General features: G+C 33.3%; 12 protein-coding genes. 8 read left to right on the top strand and 4 right to left on the bottom strand.

All coding sequences use genetic code 11. From position 1 onward, the window contains the following. Positions 1–30 precede the first annotated feature (30 nt). Complete coding sequence (locus E9099_RS14740; RefSeq protein ID WP_136584297.1) at positions 31–723, top strand: PrsW family intramembrane metalloprotease; 693 nt, start codon at positions 31–33, stop codon at positions 721–723. Here E9099_RS14740 and E9099_RS14735 read toward each other — a convergent pair. Beyond that, on the bottom strand, positions 713–2,188 hold the full coding sequence (locus E9099_RS14735) for a T9SS type A sorting domain-containing protein (protein WP_136584296.1): 1,476 nt from the start codon (positions 2,186–2,188) through the stop codon (positions 713–715). The genes E9099_RS14740 and E9099_RS14735 overlap by 11 nt on opposite strands. Before the next feature lie 142 nt (positions 2,189–2,330). On the opposite strand from E9099_RS14735, the gene E9099_RS14730 reads away from it, so the two are divergent. Genes E9099_RS14730 through E9099_RS14720 form a run of 3 tightly spaced genes read left to right on the top strand, consistent with a single transcriptional unit; the run spans position 2,331 to position 5,854 of the window. Next, complete coding sequence (locus E9099_RS14730; RefSeq protein WP_136584295.1) at positions 2,331–2,816, top strand: acetyl-CoA carboxylase biotin carboxyl carrier protein subunit; 486 nt, start codon at positions 2,331–2,333, stop codon at positions 2,814–2,816. Between the two features lies 1 nt (position 2,817). Further along, a complete protein-coding gene (accC, locus tag E9099_RS14725) occupies positions 2,818–4,260 on the top strand; it encodes an acetyl-CoA carboxylase biotin carboxylase subunit (protein WP_136584294.1) in 1,443 nt (480 codons plus the stop codon). Positions 4,261–4,312: 52 nt separating this feature from the next. Next, positions 4,313–5,854, top strand: coding sequence for an acyl-CoA carboxylase subunit beta (locus E9099_RS14720; RefSeq protein ID WP_136584293.1), 1,542 nt, complete (start codon positions 4,313–4,315; stop codon positions 5,852–5,854). A 212-nt stretch (positions 5,855–6,066) separates the two neighbouring features. On the opposite strand, the gene E9099_RS14715 is transcribed toward E9099_RS14720, so the two are convergent. Further along, positions 6,067–7,836 (bottom strand): ABC transporter ATP-binding protein, encoded by a 1,770-nt coding sequence (locus E9099_RS14715; RefSeq protein ID WP_136584292.1) that lies wholly within the window; start codon positions 7,834–7,836, stop codon positions 6,067–6,069. Positions 7,837–8,046: 210 nt separating this feature from the next. Here E9099_RS14715 and E9099_RS14710 point away from each other — a divergent pair, with 210 nt between their 5' ends. The 4 genes from E9099_RS14710 to E9099_RS14695 all read left to right on the top strand — a co-directional run bounded on the left by E9099_RS14710 (position 8,047) and on the right by E9099_RS14695 (position 16,015). Beyond that, entirely contained in the window at positions 8,047–10,464 is a 2,418-nt protein-coding gene (locus E9099_RS14710; RefSeq protein ID WP_136584291.1) for a TonB-dependent receptor, read from the top strand. 21 nt (positions 10,465–10,485) lie between these two features. Next, on the top strand, positions 10,486–11,796 hold the full coding sequence (locus E9099_RS14705) for a hypothetical protein (protein WP_136584290.1): 1,311 nt from the start codon (positions 10,486–10,488) through the stop codon (positions 11,794–11,796). 380 nt (positions 11,797–12,176) lie between these two features. Then, positions 12,177–13,076 (top strand): serine hydrolase, encoded by a 900-nt coding sequence (locus E9099_RS14700; protein WP_136584289.1) that lies wholly within the window; start codon positions 12,177–12,179, stop codon positions 13,074–13,076. A 95-nt stretch (positions 13,077–13,171) separates the two neighbouring features. Further along, positions 13,172–16,015 carry an NTP/NDP exchange transporter gene (locus E9099_RS14695; RefSeq protein WP_136584288.1) on the top strand — a complete coding sequence of 948 codons (2,844 nt, stop codon included), beginning with the start codon at positions 13,172–13,174 and terminating at the stop codon, positions 16,013–16,015. Here E9099_RS14695 and E9099_RS14690 read toward each other — a convergent pair. Further along, the gene (locus tag E9099_RS14690) at positions 16,005–17,264 is read right to left on the bottom strand and encodes a serine hydrolase (protein ID WP_136584287.1); all 1,260 of its coding nucleotides are present in this window, start codon (positions 17,262–17,264) and stop codon (positions 16,005–16,007) included. The genes E9099_RS14695 and E9099_RS14690 overlap by 11 nt on opposite strands. Next, positions 17,265–20,171, bottom strand: coding sequence for a PEP/pyruvate-binding domain-containing protein (locus tag E9099_RS14685; protein ID WP_136584286.1), 2,907 nt, complete (start codon positions 20,169–20,171; stop codon positions 17,265–17,267). It lies immediately after the preceding gene. Positions 20,172–20,221 lie beyond the last annotated feature (50 nt).

Below are 20,221 nucleotides of genomic sequence, written 5' to 3'. Positions count from 1 at the left end.
AAATAACGACAAATACCCTAACTTAGCCCGATGCAATTACTATTAATGGCCCTAGCGCCAATCTTTATTATCATTTTTTACATCTATCTAAAAGATAAATATGAAAAAGAACCCAAACGATTATTAATAATTTCGTTTCTATTAGGTGCTATTGTTAGTATAATTATTACCACACTACTTTACTCTGTCTTTAATACTCTAGTCCCATTACAAGATAAATTAAGTGTTTGGGAACAATTTAAACAAGCCTTTTTTGTTGTTGGTTTTTCTGAAGAGCTAAGTAAGTTTTTGATAGTGCTATTATTTGCTCAACAACGTAAAGAATTTAACGAACCCTTTGATGGTATTGTATATGCGGTAATGGTTTCCATGGGCTTTGCAGCTACAGAAAATGTTATGTACGTTATGCAAAGTGGGCATGCAACTGCACTAGCTAGAGCTTTTACAGCGGTACCAGCACACGCCACTTTTGGTATCTTAATGGGATACTTTATGGGTAAAGCTAAGTTTGCCCCTAATAAACTTTATTTAAATTTATTAGGCTTACTTTCTGCTATATTATTTCATGGTGCTTATGACTTTTTCTTATTTATAAACTTTATCCCGGGTATTTGGATTGGTGCTATTATATCTTTAGGTATTGGGTTATACTTATCCAAAAAAGCTATAAAATACCATCAACAGAGTTCTCAATTTAAAGATACAAGGGAGACTATTTCTTAATAAATTTTAAAGTTTCAATAGTACCCGCATTATAAAACGTCACAAAATATAATCCATTAGCTAAACCACTGATATCAATTTGCTTTTGTCTATCAAAACTATTCTTTACAATCGTTTTCCCTGAGACATCTCTAATAGTAAACTCTAATAATTGGTTTAAAGTTGACTGCAATTGTAATATATCTTTTGCAGGATTTGGATATATGGTAATAACCTGATTAGCATTAACAAACTGAGTATTGGACAGCGTGTTTTTATTCAATTCGGCCACATAACTATCTACAGAAACCCCATCTTCTGCCCCACTCCAATCGCTACCGAATAATAATCTTGTTCCGGTTGGACTAATGGTTACATGTGGTTCTCCCCAATAGTCGATATCATCCTCATCACTTCTATGATGTGCCACACGGTACACATCTGCATCAAACTCATTTACTTTTGCAATAAAGAGTTCTTGATCCAAAATTTGTACACCATCTAGTTGATAGCCTAAACTAGAGACTGCAACCCAACCGCCATCTGTGTTTTTATGCGCTAATGCTGACATATGTGTCCCTGATTTTGGATAACCATAATCACCAACAGGTGTTACAGAAAAACAATGCCCCGTTGTAGCATTGTGCGCCACTAATGTTCCTTGACACCCCCCATTTGGTCCTTGCTCAAAACCAATAGAAAAATACGCGTCGTCACCATTACTTAGTTGTCCTAAACAAGAATGTTCCGTACTTCCAACATTTAAATCTCTAACAAAATCACCATTGGCATCATATATTTTTTTGTTGTGATAAAACAAATGACCACTAGGAAAAGGCATTGGCGCTGTATAATTAATGTTAGTCATATTAAATTGAGTTAGCGTATTTGTAGAAATTCTATAATAAAAAGCCGAACTATTTCCACATCTAAAAGCAAACACATCATCATCCCATGACATCATTTGTATATCATTACCACCAGATAATCCTTCAGACTCCTCGCAACTACTAATCGTTCTAATATTAACAACAATGGTTTTGATTTGTGTTTGCACATTATAACTAATCAGATCATCAGTATTATTATCCATATAAAACAAAATATTAGGATCGATAAATGACCAAAAAACAGCTTCTAAATCGTCAGGATTAATATCTGACACCGTTCTAATAAACGAATAATCTTGACCATTTAATAGCTGATGTACACCACCACCATAGACAAGCATCAAACTTTCGTCTGCATTCCATGATTGAATTGTATTATACATCGGCGCAATAAAACTACCTGCAGCTGCTTGCGTAATACGTCTAATATTTGTCGCTGGAAATGACGGATCTGTAACGGTTTGCAGATACCCTGGCTTTGCTAATGGCTGCATTGGATGTTCCATTAAGTCGTTAGCAATATAGCCTACTGCTAAATCTTGAGCGTTACTAAATTGAAAAATAACACATAATACAAGGAGTAGTTCTACTTTCATAACTAAAGGTTTATTTATCTTAATTACGTTAAAATAAATCTATTAGACTTAAATCTTATTTAATTTTAAATAATATATTAGAATTCTATTTTACTAAAACGTTATAGTTGTTTATCTTTAGACCTCTTAATCATAGAATAATATGAGCCAAAAATTTAATGTAAAAACAAACGATCTTTATCAATTTGAAATAGATTCAGATACAGTAAAAAGTCTTGATGCAGTCGAAACTAAAAAGGACTCATTTCATCTTTTAGAAAATAATAAACCCTTTAGAGTTGAAGTCCTAGCAAGTGATTTTGATAATAAGTCCTATCAAATAAAAGTCAATAACAATCTGTATACGGTTCAAATAGAAAACCAGCTAGATGCTTTAATTAAGGCTTTAGGTTTTGAAGTTGGGGCCTCTAAAATAATAGACAACATAAAAGCACCGATGCCAGGATTAATACTAGATATTATGGTAAACCCTGGAGATGAAGTCACTGTAAACACACCTTTATTAATACTTGAAGCCATGAAAATGGAAAATAGTATTGTATCCCCTAGAGACGGTATTATAAAATCTGTAACGGGTACAAAAGGAAACACAGTAGATAAAGGTGAATTGTTAATTGAATTCGAATAAAATGAAAAAAATATTAGTCGCCAATCGTGGTGAAATCGCAATAAGAGTCATGAGTACTGCTCAGAAAATGGGAATTAAAACCGTAGCAGTCTACTCTACTGCAGATCGAAATGCTCCTCACGTAAAATTTGCTGATGAAGCTGTTTTAATTGGAGAAGCGCCTTCTAACCAATCGTATTTATTGGGTGATAAAATTATTGAAGTTGCCAAAAACCTAAATGTTGATGCAATACATCCAGGTTATGGTTTTTTAAGTGAAAACGCAGATTTCGCAGAACTTTGCGAGAAAAACAATATCACTTTTATAGGACCAAAATCACATGCCATTAGAGTCATGGGTAGCAAATTAGCTGCTAAAGATGCCGTTAAAGCCTATGATATTCCAATGGTACCAGGAACTGACCAAGCTATTACCGATATTCCTGAAGCTAAAAAAATAGCCAAAACTATTGGTTTTCCGATTTTGATTAAAGCCTCAGCTGGTGGTGGTGGAAAAGGAATGCGTGTGGTTGAGAAAGAAGACGAGTTTGAATCTCAAATGAATCGTGCGATTAGCGAAGCTGTTAATGCTTTTGGAGATGGTTCTGTTTTTATTGAAAAATATGTGAGTTCTCCAAGACATATCGAAATCCAAGTGATGGCAGATACACATGGTAATGTTATTCATTTGTTTGAACGCGAATGTAGCATACAACGTCGTCATCAAAAAGTAGTTGAAGAAGCACCAAGTGTTGTTTTAACACCAGAATTAAGAGAAGAAATGGGACAAGCTGCTATAAAAGTAGCTAAAGCTTGTGATTATGTTGGTGCTGGAACGGTCGAGTTTTTATTAGATGAAAATAAAAATTTCTATTTCCTTGAAATGAATACACGATTACAAGTAGAACATCCTGTGTCAGAAATCATTGCAGGTGTTGACTTAGTCGAATTACAAATAAAAGTCGCTCGTGGCGAAGTCCTAGACATACAACAATCCGATTTAAAAATTAACGGTCATGCTTTAGAGTTACGAATCTATGCTGAAGATCCTTTAAACGATTTTCTTCCAAGTGTTGGCCATTTAGACATTTACAAACTACCAGAGGGCAAAGGTATTAGAGTGGATAATGGTTTTGAACAAGGCATGGATATTCCAATCTATTACGACCCGATGCTGGCTAAACTAATTACGTATGGTAAAACGCGTGAAGAAGCAATGGAGCTTATGCGAGAAGCTATTGCTAACTATGACGTTAAAGGTATAGAAACTACCCTACCTTTTGGAACGTTTGTGTTTAATCATGAGGCTTTTAAATCAGGTGATTTTGACACCCATTTTGTAAAAAAGTACTATTCGCCAGAAGCTTTAAAACAAGACGCAGAACACGAAGCTAAGTTAGCTGCACTATTCGCTGTAAAGCAATACTTAGAAGATCAAAAACAACTAAGACTGCCAACTAATTAGATAATCACCTATCGCATGGCGTCTAACGACTTTGCGAGCATAAAATTGAGATATGGAATCCAAAATAAAAACGCTAAACGAAAAACTTGAGCTATCCAAACTGGGTGGTGGTCAAGCTAGAATAGATAAACAACACGAAAAGAAAAAATTAACGGCTCATGAGCGTGTCACGTATTTAATGGACGAAGGGTCTTTTGAAGAAATCGGCGCTTTAGTAACCCATAGAACGGTAGATTTTGGCATGCAAAATCAAAAATTTTACGGAGATGGTGTCATTACAGGTTACGGAACAATAAACGGTAGATTAGTCTATGTTTTTGCACAAGACTTTACTGTGTTTGGTGGTGCGTTATCTGAAACACATGCCGAAAAAATCTGTAAAATAATGGATTTAGCACTTAAAGTTGGAGCTCCATTAATTGGACTTAATGATTCTGGAGGAGCACGTATACAGGAAGGTGTACGCTCTTTAGGTGGTTATGCAGATATTTTTCATAGAAATGTAAAATCATCTGGTGTTATTCCGCAATTATCAGCAATTATGGGACCATGTGCTGGAGGTGCTGTATACAGTCCTGCAATGACCGATTTTACAATGATGGTGGAAGACACGAGCTATATGTTTGTAACAGGTCCCAATGTTGTTAAGACAGTCACTAATGAGGAAGTCACTAGTGAAGAACTTGGAGGTGCAAGTACACACTCGACAAAGTCTGGCGTGGCACACGTCACTTCTTCTAATGATGTCGAATGTTTAGAAGACCTAAAACGTCTATTAAGTTATTTACCACAAAGTAATTTAGAAAAACCTAAAGATTTACCATATACATTAGGTGAAGAGATTAGAGAAGAGCTTGCTTCAATTATACCTACTAATGCCAATAAACCATATGATATGCATACGGTTATTAAAGGTTTGATTGATGATGACAGCTTTTTTGAAATTCATAAAGATTTTGCAGAAAACATTATTGTAGGATTTGCCAGAATTGGAGGAAAAAGTATTGGTATTGTTGCCAATCAACCCTTATTTCTAGCTGGTGTACTAGATGTTAATAGTTCTCGTAAAGCGGCACGATTTACACGTTTTTGTGATGCGTTTAATATTCCTTTATTAGTCTTAGTAGACGTTCCAGGATTTTTACCAGGAACGGATCAAGAATGGAACGGAATTATTGTACACGGTGCTAAACTATTGTATGCTTTAAGTGAAGCTACTGTACCAAAAGTGACAGTAATTACAAGAAAAGCTTACGGTGGTGCGTATGATGTCATGAACTCTAAACATATCGGAGCCGATTTAAATTACGCTTGGCCAAGTGCTGAGATTGCCGTAATGGGAGCCAAAGGTGCCAGTGAAATTATTTTTAGAAAAGAAATAAAAGCAGCGGACAACCCAGAAGACAAACTATTGGAAAAAGAAGCCGAATATGCTGAGTTGTTTGCTAATCCTTATAAAGCTGCAGAACGCGGTTTTATAGATGAAGTTATTCTTCCTGAAAACACAAGACGTAAATTAATGAAAGCGTTTAAAATGTTAGAACATAAAGAAGAAGTATTACCAAATAGAAAACATGGCAATATTCCATTATAAAACCACTGCCTTATTTTTAAATTTACACCCCAAAAAATACAGTAAAAAAGATAGAATAAATACAACTTTTATTGCAATTATGTTATAGTTCTTAATTCTAAAAAGTACACATATAATCGAAAGTCTCGATTAGATATGTGTACTTTTTGTTTTAGAAAAACACATAGTATATTAAATAGCACTAAATATAATCGTAAAGCGCTGTTTTCTGACTATATTTTTGCTTGATACGTATATAGATCAAAGTACCTTCCTTCCGAAGCAATTAATTCATCATGATTTCCTCGTTCTGCAATTTTACCCGCTTCAATAACTAAAATCTGATCTGCTTTTCTAATCGTACTTAATCTGTGCGCAATAACTATAGTGGTTCTGTTTTTAGTCAACTGAGCCAAACTTTTTTGTATTAAAGCTTCACTTTCTGTATCCAAGTTTGAAGTGGCTTCATCTAAAATAATAATTTTAGGATCTGCTAAAATTGCTCTAGCAATTGCGATACGTTGTCTTTGTCCTCCTGACAACTTCACTCCTCTTTCTCCAATTAAAGTCTCTAAACCTTTATCAAAACGATCTGTAAATTCATTTACATACGCAGCCTTAACCGCTGCATCTAATTGCGCTTCTGAGGCGTTTGGTCTTGGAAACATAATATTTTCGCGAATGGTACCTTCAAACAAAAATTCGTCTTGTAATACAACACCCAAATGTCTTCTAAAGCTATTTAATTTTACTTTGGATAAATCTTCACCATCAATTGTTATTTGTCCTTCTTTTGGGTTTAAAAATGTAGCGGACAAGCCTGCAATAGTAGACTTTCCTGAACCAGAACTACCAACCAATGCAATTACAGAACCAGATGCTGCTTTAAAATCGATATTATGTAATACAGGCTTTCCTTCCTCATATTCGAATGACACATTATTAAACTCTATTTCACCTTTAAAATTCTCAAGTTCGATAGTACGGTTGTCATCATCTTCTTCTGCAGCCATATTCATAAGCTCTTCTGTCCTATCTAAACCGGCTAAAGCTTCCGTTAACTGGCTTCCAATATTACTCATTTGTACAATTGGCGCAATCATAAAACCAAGTACTAAGGTGAAAAACAAAAACTGCCCTGTCGTCATTTCTCCTAAAATCATATAATAACCACCAATCCCCATAATCCCTGTCGTTGCAACTCCTATTAAAAAAGTTGAAGAACTCGTCATTATTGCAGTTGCTGTTAAACTCTTTTTTACATTCTGAAATAATTTATCAACTCCTTTTTCAAAAATTTCATTCTCTTGCTCTTCAGCATTAAATGCTTTAATAACACGCACGCCAGCTAAAGTTTCGGTAAGTCTACCTTTTACCTCTGCATTAATTTTTCCTCTGGCTCTAAATATGGGACGAATATATTTAAAGGCTTTCAACGCTATAATTGCAAAAATAGATAATGGAACAAACACAAAAAGTGTCATCCAAGCATTTAGTTTTATTAATATTACTAAAGATACGATGGCTGTAAATGTACCGCCAACTAATTGTACTAACCCTGTTCCAATAAGATTTCTTACACCTTCTACATCACTCATTATTCTAGACACTAAAGCACCCGATTTTGTGTTATCGAAAAAACTAATAGGTAATGACAAGACTTTTTTTTGTACTTGAGCACGCAATTCGCTAATTAAATACTGAGCTTGGACACTTAAAATCCTTGTTAACGCAAAAGAAGTGACAGCTTGCACCAAAATAGCAACTAAAACAATACCAATTAAGGTATATAATTGATTGGTATCTTTATTAGGAACAACCTCATCTAACAACACTTTACTTTGCCAAGGTAAAATTAAACCCGACAAACTTCGTATTACAATTAAAACTAAGCCTAAAAAAACCAGCTGACGCCTTGGCCAAATAATAGTTTTAAATGCCTTAGCCATAGTTACTTTTGGCTTCTTCTTGTTTTTTGTATCTGAAGTTTTTAAATGTTGCATCTGTTTATTTTATTTAGCAAATATAAGACTGAAATGTATTTTATATGATTTCAAAAATAAATGTTTTATTACAGCGGAATACAAAGTACTTCTATCTTCATTTATTTGATTTAAAAGAGACTAAGCAAGAGCTTTTTAAAAGTCTTAAAAAAAGACTTATTTTTATTTGGATTAAATATAAATAAGCCTACTTTTGTAAAAAAAATCAACGTGTTTACATTCAAATTAGTTCCTATTTATCTTTTATTAATTTTTACGACTTCGGCCATAAGTCAGAATGGTGATTTTTATGGAAAAGTAAATTTTAACACTAAAGAACCTGTTGTAGGTGCCTATATTTCTTTAAAAGGAAATGGTCTTGAAAAAGAAACGACTTCAAATATTAATGGCGCCTTTAGTTTTAAAAACCTTCCTTTAGGAACATACAACATCCTATTTCATTCTTTAGATGCATCCCCAAAAACCATCACTGTTGCATTACTTTCAAAAGAACAAGACATTAAAGTTATTTTGCAGGCCTCAGAATTTCAAGAACTAGATGAAGTGTTTCTGAAATCTAAAACGGTACAGCAAAAAATTATTGAAAAAGGGTTTGCTGTAAATGTTATCGAAATAAAAGAAGCAGCCATACAATCCATTCAGGTTAATGAATTACTAGATCAATCTGCTGGTGTAAGAGTCCGTCAATCTGGTGGTTTAGGATCACACGCGCATTATAACTTAAATGGCATGTCGGGTAATTCTGTTAAAATATTTATTGATGGTGTTCCTATTAGAAATTTTGGCCCTTCATTTTCTTTAAATAGTATACCGCCTTCATTAATAAAACGTATTGAGGTTTATAAAGGTGTGGTCCCTCCTCATTTATCGGATGATGCTATGGGTGGCGCCATAAACATTGTTTTAAACGACATTACCAAAAACGAATTAAAAGCCTCAGTATCAGCAGGCTCTTTTGGAACTTATAGAGCAGATATTAATGGAGGTTACAGAAACAATAAGAGTGGTTTTACCGCTAGAGGCTCTGCTTTTATAAACTATGCAGATAACGATTACGAAGTTTGGGGTGATCAAGTTGCGGTTACACTAGCTGCAGGAGAACCTGATGTTTTTATACATGCTAAACGTTTTCATGATCGTTATAGATCCCAGGGAGGAAAAGCTGAATTTGGATTTACTCGTGTAGATTGGGCAGATAAACTTATTGCTGGTGTTTTATTATCTAACATGGATCAACAAATCCAAACAGGCGCAACCATGGAAAGCGTTTATGGTAATCGATTTACAGAACAAAACACCAATATGTATAGCCTAGATTATGCTAAAAAAAATATTATAAAAAATGTAGATGCCAATGCTTTTGCTTCATATTCGCGCTTAAACAGAAAAACCATAGATACTATTGCTACACAATACAGTTGGTTAGGCTATCCTACAAACTATTTTAACACTCCTGATGTATGGGCTACAGGAGCAGAAGCGGGAGATCCCACATTACAACAGGATATTGATCAAACAATTAATACACGTGTTAATTTAGCGTATCATGTTGATGATAACAATACTATTCAGTTAAACCATCTATTAAATACATTTACCAGAGATTCTGATGATCCAATGCTGCCTGCTGCCGAAAATGCTTTAAAAGAAGACCGCGAATATTTAAAATCGATTGTAACACTTTCTTTTGAAAATAAAGCCTTTGATGAAAAACTAAGAACCTCCGTTTTTGGTAAGTTTTATACCATGGATAGAACTTCAAGGTTACGTACAAGGAGTTCTAATACGTCTACAGCAACTATTTTTATTGAAGAAAATAATATTACCTCTAACGATTTTGGATTTGGAGCCACAATCTCATATTCCTTAACTCCTAAAATCACCGTGTTTGGCTCTGCAGAAAAAGCAATCCGTTTACCAGAAGCAAACGAAGTTTTTGGTAATGTTTCTGCTAATTTAAATCCTTCTATTAATTTAAAACCAGAACACAGTAAGAATTACAATCTTGGTTTTACCTACGAAAACATAACGTTTAACAAGCATACTTTTGGAATAACCTCTAATCTATTTATTAGAGATACAGAAGACTTGATTATGCAATTCCCTACAGGAAGTAATGAAGAGTTTTATGAAAATTCCAATATTGGTAAAATTTACACAGAAGGTTTCGATTTTACTTTAGACTATAATTATAATGAGAAAATCTTTTTTAGCGCAAACACCTCTTATTTTAACGCTAGAGATTACAATGTAACGTATGACACCAATGGAAACCCAATTACGCCAACATACGAAAGACTAGCCAATACGCCATATTTTACAATGAATTACAACTTAAAATACAAGGCAAAGGACTTTATACAGAAGGGATCGAGCTTATCTAGCTATACCAATTTATTATATGTACATGATTTTTTTAGACATAGTAGCGTACTTGGTGGTTCAGGAAAAACAGTAATACCTAATCAAGTGTCTTTAGATACAGGTTTTGCATATACTTTCCCGAAGAATAAAGTGACCTTTAGTTTTGATATAAAAAACATACTAAATAATCAATTATTCGATAATTACGCGCTTCAAAAACCAGGAAGAGGCTTTTATGGCAAACTTTCCTTTACAATTTTATAACCCAATTTTAATTTAAAACTTATGAATTTCAAATTTAAACCTTTATTAAACATTACTTGTTTAGTCTCTTTATCCTTAGCCTTGTTTTCTTGTAGTGATGATGATGATACACCAACGACAGATACACGATCAGAAACATCTTTTAGACCATATCATTTAGTAATAGGCTCAAGTCCAACAGGAGAGTCTGAAACATACGTACAAGGTGCTTCTTTAGAAGAGCTTAATGACCCAAATAAAACGTTTACCTTTAGTGGTTTTGGACGTGAAATACCGTCCACTCGTACCGCAAGAGTCTATACGTCTAATGATGGAGAAACGGTATACAACTTAAATTATGGTGGTGGTGATATCGCAAAATATGATTATATCAGTGGACAAACCTATAATTTACAGTTAACAACAGATGTTCAAGCAGTAATGGGAACATTATATCCACGTTGGACAAAAATTGATGATAACTACGCGATGTTACATAATGTAACTACTGAAAACATTTATGAAGACCCTACCGATGAAACTTCAGCTTACTTAAGAACTGAAGCAACTGTAACCCTAGCCCGTGTAGACTTAAATACGATGACTATTTTAGAAAACACCTCTTTTGATTTTCCTTACAACGAAGATGAATCTTCTGAAGGTATTCATACCTTTCGTATAGATGCGCCTGTCATTGCTAATGGTAAAATGTATTATGGTGTTGCAAAACGTTTTTATGATGCTTTAACTGGAGAAAATGGCACTATGGTCTATGATAATGTCGAAACTCTAGTTGTAGATTATCCTTCATTAGATAATGAAACAACTATAACTTCTACATTAGCACAAGGCTCAACTAATGGTTACAGAACTCCTGTAGCTCATAAAGATGAAAATGGTGATACTTACCAATTAATTACAAATGGTGATGCTTCTATTATGAAAATTAGTAATGGCGCATATGACACCGCTTACGGTAGCTTTAATATAAAATCACTGCTAGGTCATAATGCCGAAGCTAATACTGGTTGGTTTTATGTAGGTAACGGTGTTGGTTATGTCCCAGTTTTAAACACAGATTTGGGAGATAATGCAAGTTCTAATTGGGATATAGTTCGTGTTGATATCTATAACAAAACAGCAGTTAAAATGAATGTTCCTCTAGATTTATGGTTACGTCAATACCAATGGGCAAGTGTAATTGATGGTAAATTGTATATGGCATTAGCCTCTTTAGGTGGTGAAGGTAAAGTTTATATTTTTGATCCTAGCTCTACAAGTGCTGATGGATTTACAACTGGAGCAACTTTACAAACAGGAACAACAGACGCTTCTTATATTGGTCTATTCTAAATCTAGAATACACTATATTTAATAACTAAAAAAGCCAAAACAATAATTTGTTTTGGCTTTTTTAATTAGAACTTGCACTAACAATCCCCTGTGATCATGTATTTACGTTCAAAAAATTAAAACTTATGGAATCCTTTTAAAACAAATTCATAAAAATATCGTAACGTAACTAATGGATTATTACTTTTACTAAACAACCTCTAAATTATTGTTATATTTTACAATCTCAAACTAAAAATATTAACTAAAATTCTGTGCAATAACCCCAAAAACAATCACATTTGCTCGTAATATTATTTTTTTGAAAATTAAAATTTTAACACTTTAGTAACTAGTTATTTACATACATTTGTCGTAATATATTTAACTCCTTTTTTTTAATGAAAAAACATCTTGTTTTTATTGCTCTAGTTACTTTATTTGTAACTCATAGTTTTGCTCAAAATGAGCTTCCATTGCTAACTAGTGATGGTAAAATTGCAATGCTAACCTCTTTAGTAGATAATGATCTTCAAAAAACACTAGAATCTGAGATTAATAAAAATCCACTTTGGAAAAAACTAATCAATCAGAAAAAAATGTCGGTCGGTTTAGTCGATCTTAGAGATACCAATAATGTAAAATTTGCAAGACTTAATGGTAATAACATGATGTATGCTGCAAGTTTACCTAAAATAGCAGTATTGTTAGCTGCTATGGATGCGATTGATAAAAAAGAATTAATTGAAACTGCAGATATTAGAAAAGATATGCGTCTTATGATTAGCAAATCTAATAATGCCGCAACAACAAGAATGATTGACCGTGTTGGATATGACAAGATTGAATCGGTTATGAGGAGTAAAAAATATAAATTTTACGACGAGAATTTTGGTGGTGGCCTATGGGTTGGAAAGCGCTACGGCGGTGGCGGAAACACCAACAGAGAGCCTTTAAAAAACCTAAGTCATGCGGCTACTGTTACTCAAGTTTGTAGATATTATTATCTATTAGCAAATGGCAAATTGGTTAATCAAAAGCGCTCTAAGCAAATGCTAGATATTATGGAAAATACAGCATTACACCATAAATTTGTAAATACACTCGATAAAATTGCACCTGACGCTAGAATCTTCAGAAAATCTGGCTCTTGGAAAAATTACCATTCAGACTCGGTATTAGTTTGGGGAAAAGATACTAACAGGCGTTATATTTTAGTTGCTTTAATAGAAGATTCATCAGGAGAACAAATTATCAGAGACTTGATAAAACCAGTAGAGAAAGTCTTAAGAGCTAATTAATTTAATGACCTTATTTATTATTTTCAATAAATAAAAAAGATAGTTTATACCTTATATTCGTAAACTATTAATCATTACGTTTTAGACGCAAAACATTGGACTTAACACATTCGGTATTAAAACCTATAAAAAATATACTCTTAAAAGCATTTGATTTAAAGGAAGAAGAACTAAAAAAAACACTTCTATTACAATTAAATATTTTTATAATTATCACGACGTTATTAATTGTAAAACCTACAATTAATTCGTTGTTTTTATCAGAATTAACATCGGATGCACTCCCGTTAGGTTATGTATTGACTGCTATAATGGCCATTATAGGCTCTTACTTTTATGACAAAGCCTTAGAAAAATACCCGTTAAATATTATAATTGATAAAACCATCATTGGTTCTGTCCTATCTTTAATACTCTTTGGGCTTGGTTTAAATTTTAACTTAATTACTGGTTTTTTATTATACATCCCCTACATCTGGATTGCTATTTTTGGACTACTTACAGCCTCCCAATTTTGGATTTTAGCTAATTTAGTTTACAATATTAGAGAAGCCAAACGTGTCTTCGGATTTATTGGCGCTGGTGCAATTGGCGGAGGTATCTTTGGTGGTTATTTAACATCTGTGTTAACTACTTTTATTGATTCTGTAAACTTATTGTTTATCGCAGCGCTGCTCCTTTCTGTATGTGTCTTTATTACACGATATATATGGAAAACAGAAATTGCAAAACTTAATACCTTTCAGCTAACTTTAAAAAGTAATGCTAAAGGAGAATCGCCTTTAAAACTAATAAAACAATCAAAATTACTGAGTCTAATCGCTTTAGTTATAGGTTTAAGTGTACTTGTTGCCAAATTAGTAGACTATCAATATAGCGATTACGCGTCACGCCTTATTGATAACCAAGACGACTTGACCTCCTTTTTTGGATTTTGGTTTTCTACCTTAAGTGTTATTTCATTACTAGTACAACTCTTCTTAACCAAACGTATTGTTGGTACTTTTGGCGTTGGAAAAGCTTTACTGTGGCTTCCAACAGGGATTTTAATTGGTTCCATCATACTATTATTACTACCACAATTATGGGTGATTGTATTTATTAAAATTGTGGATGGAAGTTTAAAACAATCCGTGAATAAAGCCTCTACAGAATTGTTATCAATTCCTATTCCTATAGAAATTAAAAAGAAAACAAAAACCTTTACAGATGTTGTAGTAGATAGTATCGCGACAGGACTTGCTGGTTTTATTCTAATATTTTTTATAAACGGTTTAGATATTTCTTCCACTTACATCAGTGTAATTATTATCGTATTAATTGCTGTTTGGTTGGTTTTAATTTATTTCCTTAGAAAAGAATACATCATTGCCTTTAAAGATTTACTTGATAATTCTGGAATTAAAAAAGACAAAAATCATAAAGAAATTATTAAAGTAACGTCAATTATAGATAGCGTTTTAAGAGTCTTCAAGACAGGAAAAGAGAACCAGATTATTAATATGTTAGAAAGAACGTTGGACGTAAAAGATGAACGTTTTTTTAATAGTATAAAAAATCTTCTGGATCATGATTCACCAAAAGTAAAAACATTAGCTATAGATAATTTATATTTTCTAAAAACGGAAAACTTATCGTCTCAAATTGAAACCATGGTTTACGATAAAGATCAAGAGGTAACTACGTCAGCGTTTAGGTATCTATTAAAAAACTACAAACAAAACACTATTGTTTTATTTGAAAAGTACATCAATAGTAACGATAACACTATTGCGAATGCTGCTTTAGTAGGATTATCTTTAGAATCTAGTCATAATCAATTACTCCAAAATCGTTTTAACTTAGACTCAAAAATAGAGGCTGCTTTAAGTAAATATTTAGAATTAACGGATCAAGATTTAAAAACCAATAAGATTACAGCCATTTTAGAAAGTATAGGTAATGCTAAAATAAGTACCTATTACAATGTGCTTAAAACACAACTACTATCTAAGGATTTAGAGATTTTAAAAACAGCGATAACTAGTGCTGCTAAGACTTTAGATTCTGATTTTATTGATATTATCATTTCGCATTTATCAGTAAAAGAAACGCGACAAACCGCTGTAGATGCTTTGTTTTTCTATAAAGAACCTGTTATTGATGTACTCTACCAAAAGGTTATAAAAGAAACTATTGATTTTGAAGATGCGGCGTATGTCATTTTAGTTATCGAAAAATTTAAATCTCAAAAAGCAATAAACACGTTAATCCTTTTAACTATCGATACAGAACACGCAGTTAAAATCGAGGCAATTGAAGCTTTAAAACGTTTAAAATGGAAATATCCACACTTGAAAATCAAGGACCGTTTTATAGTCGATAAAATTTTAGACGAATGCCAATTGTATCAAAATACCTTAGCAGTTATTCATACTCAAATTGTACTACAGTATAAAAAGAAATCTAGCACCACTGAGTCTAAAGACGAAACCGAAGCTAGAAATGGACTTATACACCTTTTAGAGCAGCGTTTAGACAGACAACTACAGCGTATCTTTAGATTTTTAGGAATTAAATATCCACCAACCGATGTTGATCCTATATTTAACACCATGATACATGGTCAAGAAGAACAACGCCTGCATGCTATTGAGTTTTTAGATAATATTTTAAACAGTCAACTTAAAAAGGAACTAATCCCAGTTGCAGAATCAATGTTATTGGATTCCAATTCTGAAGAAAAAATAAAGAAACTTAATCTTAAAGTTTTAAGTGAATTGGAATGTTATAATGAACTACTAAAACGAAAAGATATTAAACTAAAATTTGCAGTACTATACCTTATTGAAAAGTCTAATACTGCAAATTACAAACCCCTTTTAGAACTGGTTTTAATTAATGAAACCAATAAAAAAATCAGGACACAAACGGAAAATCTATTACGTCTTATTCCCTAATTAACTTATCAATATTCGCTGCTAAGTTCATGTGATCTGTTGCCGAGTTTTTACGTAATACATTTGTCATTAAAACAACCATATAAATGGTCTTGTCTGGATGCTCTACAATTGCAACAGAGTTCATAAAATTTTGAACATTACCCATGTATTTTCCGCAAACCTGTCCATTAGTTCTATCACATTTATATAAACTACCTGATTTAAAATAGACTGCTGCCTCTTTTAAAGCTGGTGCTTGTGCATATCTAATACGTCTGTCCGTCATGTACATCAAGCGTTTCATCTCTAAACTAGACTCAGCATCAATCACATTACCCTGTTCTAGTTGTACTAAAAATTTCATGACTCCAAAAGGTGTCCCTATACTTCCACCTTTATCTCCAACATAGGTATTTGCACCTCTAGTAAAAAAGCTTCCCAAACGCCATTCGTCTGCAGTAATCCCTAAATCACGTAATGGTAAATTAACGACGTCATTTCCTAGATCGGTCAATACTTTTTTCTCTGTTGTTTTAAAATAGGTTAACGCGTCTTCCTCTGTTAACTCTGGGTATTTCTCTCCAAACGCTTGCATTAACAATACTTCGCGCCAAACAATACTTGCTGCTCCGTTGTTACTGACAGATAACATATGATCTGCCCATTCAAATAAAGTAAACGCATCACTAGCAACCACCTGACGTTTCACTAGTTTTTTTGTTTCTATATTATAAATTGGAATAGTATGCTCATCCGTTAATCCCCAAACTCCGGCTTTAACCACCTTTGTTTTTAATAATTGAATACGTTTATCAAAATCATCAGGATAAATTTTAGACAACTGATTAAACAATCCAATCAAAACAGCTAATTTACCAACACTTCCAGGCTGGTAGCCTGAGGTTTCATTACGATGTGCGTATCTAATATCACTTAAATTAGTAATATCCATTACGGTTAACGAATAACTTTTATCCAAACCTCTAAATAGGCTACTGATTTCCTTTTGAAACGCTTCATTTTCTTTGAAAAAACAATGTAAACTATCGGATGTTTTTTCTTTTAGATTCAATTTAATATCTAAATACGATTTAAAAGCACCTTCCGGTAAGGTTTGTTTTTCAACAATTTCGCCACTTTTAATTAACTCTAAACGCTTCAAACGTTTGATTCCTGTATGCTCATACCCGTCAATTGGATAAAAGGTTGCGGTCGTAAACGCAGAACAGATTAGTACTAAGACTAAAACAATTATTATTTTTTTCATTTATATCTTTTTTGAAAGCGCTATGGCTTTATTGTTATCAACTACTGGTGTTATGGATTGTAAGTATGTAGAACTTAATGCTTTTTTATTTTCTACAAATGGTCTAATTTGAAACAACCATAACTTATCATCCTTAAACCCTAACTCTACATCATAAGCGCCTTGATAATCCGAATTAGTGGCTTGAGACATAGTTGCTCTAATTGTTTTAGCCAGTTGTTTTATATCGTTAATATTTTGAGCATTTAAGATTGGTTTTTCAAATGTTGAGGCTTTTTTAAATGTTCCGCCTGTAGTTGGCAAACTATTGTAAAAACGCTCTCTTGATGGCGCTAAGAATTGTAATCCTCCGTCCTCTTTTAATAAATACGTTTCTGAAGATTGTCCATCCACTGCTCCTCCTGCACCTCTACTAAAAGCAATCGTTAAGTCATTATCATTACCGGAAGTTAATCCTTTAGTAATTAAAACACCTGAATAATCAACATCTACACTCGGAATAACCAATATTGAAGGAAACACATTCTCTGGATTCAATAAATATTTTTGTCTCCATTTAAAACTACGTTCTGTGTACGGTGATGCCCAAACATCTTTAATCCCTTCTAGTATTTTAGCCTTGTCAACCACATTAAAGAGGGTCAGGTTTAAACCTGCGCCCGTAAACTCTTTAAGGTCTTCCATATTAGTGTCGCTTCTTAAAAATACAGGAATAGCCCCTAAATCTTGTCCTAAAACCGATTTAAAATCAGCTTCCATTTGCTCAATAAAATCAGTTTTTAATGGCATTTTTTTAATTGCTGCCCTTAACGTTTCCAATTGACGTAATTGATAATGCTCAATCTCGCTCTCTACAACCCCTTTGGTTTCCATTGCGGCTGCTTCTTTAAACATAGCCTCTAAAAATTGCCAATACGATTGATTTTGGTTTGGCATTTCTTGATTCATGTGATCTCTAAATATTCCAAACGGAATAACTAACCCTTCCACAACTTGCTCTGGAAACATGTGTTTAAGTTGTCCTAGATTGGCGGCTTTTGGTCCGCAAATCTTACCAGAATTACTAGCGTTTACATTACGTAAATTAAGCACTTTAGATTCATTTAATATAATAGATTCTACCGGCACCTCTATCTTCTCACTTTTACGTTCCGTTTTTGTAAATAAGGCATGCTCTTCTGCAGACATATCGTTTTCTGCCTTAATAATCACGTTTCCATTATTAGACACTGCATAAAACACCTTTTGTCCATTAAAAGGCTTTAAATCGTCCAAATTCTGATCCGATAATGCTGCATTTGGAATCCCTAAATTACGAGCTAATAATTGCACATGAGACACCATATTTCCTTCTGAAACCGTTGCAATACCTGCGATTGGTTTTAAATCTGCTGGTGGACGTTGGAAAATATAAATTTTATTTGAAGACACCTCAATAGCATCTGGTGATCCTGCAACCACTACAAGTTCTCCAAAAGCATACCCTGGGTTTAAACCACGCACTGTACTTTGGTTAGGAATACTTAACACTTTATTAGTCAACGCTGATTCTTCAGCTATAAAATCACCCAATTCTCCTACCGCTTTACCCAAATGCAAGGCAATTGATCCTCTAATTTTATCATCTATAAAACCATAGGCTAAAGGTTCAAAAGCAGTATACGTATTTACTTCATTTTGATAATTAGCTTTAACCATCCCAGAACTCCATTCTACCAAACTTCTTCCATTTTGTAAAACAGACGTTAACTCACCTAAAGTAGCTTCATTGTTTTTGTTAGCAGATAACGTTAAATTTAAAGCGTCCCATTCATGTTGTTCAATATAACCGGTTGCAGCTGTTGCCATACCTAAATAACACACCTTACTAACTAACTGTTCTACTGTTTCAGGTTGCCAAAGCGGTGCATTTTTGAAGATAAGATCTTCAAGTACAATAGAAATATCTAATAGTTGTAAACGCGCAAGTGGCCTTTTTTCTTCAAGAAGACTCGCTCTTAGAGTCGTTAATAATTCTGCTGTATTCTGAATTAAATCTGAAGCATTATTAGACTGATTATTTTGAATGGCATAATTTTTAAAAGTTTCACCAAACGTTGTTGACTTTAGGATACTAGCTTTAGCCTGCAATGACAACAAATCTACAGGTTTAAAAAAAGTTGTCATGGTTACTAATAATTCATCTAAAACCTTAATTTGACTAGCGCTAAGCTTGGCACTATGCTTTACTTTAAAAGCCCTTACTTTATCAATATCATTAAGTTCTGGCTGTGCATGTATCTTAACACGTAAATCCATAAAAGAAGGATATAAATCAGATAAGACTTTAGATTGACTACGCATTAATTGTGCAAGGTTATCATCACCACTATGCGGAATGTCTTTTAACGATTGTCTGATTAAAAAGTAGTTTTCAACAATTAACTGATCCCTAGATAATAACCACTTGTAGAAGTCAATTCCCCATGCTTCTTCATCTTCCGACTGTATTGCCCCTCTATAAAACTGGCTTTTCTGATTAATCCACCCCTTATCAATAGCTCTTAAATACTTATCGATTTGATACTGTTTTAGTCTAGAGTTATCATTATCAACATCTAAAAAAGCTTCGTTTGTAGTGTTAGTTAAAATCTGCCCTAAATAAACATGATTACTTTTCGCTAATTTTTCAACGTCATCTTTATATCTCGCATGTTGATTTCCTGGTCCAATATTGTCAGGACATGGATCTTTAGGTTGACGCAAACTACCATCCGTACAAAACCAACGGATATCTTTATAAGGACCACGTAAATCAGTCTTATAAATATTGATTTGCTCTTTTATCTTTTCTGGAGCAATTTGTTGCGCAGTTATTTGTGTTAAAAACAACAAAAAAACCAAGCAAAATAGAACATTATTTCTCATTGATTATCAAAGGTTTATTACAATATACAACATACTAATATTGTTTTGCA

This window comes from Psychroserpens sp. NJDZ02 (assembly GCF_004843725.1).
Taxonomy (GTDB): Bacteria; Bacteroidota; Bacteroidia; order Flavobacteriales; family Flavobacteriaceae; genus Olleya.
The sequence above is the reverse complement of the archived record's forward strand: the minus strand, read 5'-3'. Positions and strand labels throughout refer to the sequence as shown.